This is a genomic window from Paenibacillus agri, from assembly GCF_013359945.1.
In the GTDB taxonomy this organism is placed as follows: Bacteria; Bacillota; Bacilli; order Paenibacillales; family Paenibacillaceae; genus Paenibacillus_AQ; species Paenibacillus_AQ agri.
Map to the genome: position 1 here is coordinate 1 of NZ_JABWCS010000117.1, position 331 is coordinate 331.

The window sequence follows — 331 nt, forward strand, 5'->3', positions numbered from 1 at the left end:
CTCAAGATGAGATTTCCCAATTAGTAAGACCCCTTGAAGACGACGAGGTAGATAGGTTGGAGGTGGAAGTGCAGTAATGCATGGAGCTGACCAATACTAATCGGTCGAGGGCTTATCCTATCATTTAGAATGCAGATTCGTTTCGGATTCAGTTTTCAGGCGATTAAGCCTGATACGCTAAGAAATTCATTCGCACTTCTGGTGTTGAAGCGAATTTCACGCGGCAGCGTCTGTTTCACAGACGCATGTTTGGTGGCGATGGCGGAGGGGTTCCACGCGTACCCATCCCGAACACGACCGTTAAGCCCTCCAGCGCCGATGGTACTTGGAC

General features: G+C 49.8%; 2 rRNA genes. Both read left to right on the forward strand.

What is annotated here, in order from left to right:
* Positions 1-120 (forward strand): 23S ribosomal RNA (locus HPT30_RS00550); the annotation flags it as partial.
* A gap of 128 nt (positions 121-248) precedes the next feature.
* Positions 249-331, forward strand: a 5S ribosomal RNA gene (gene rrf, locus HPT30_RS00555); the annotation flags it as partial.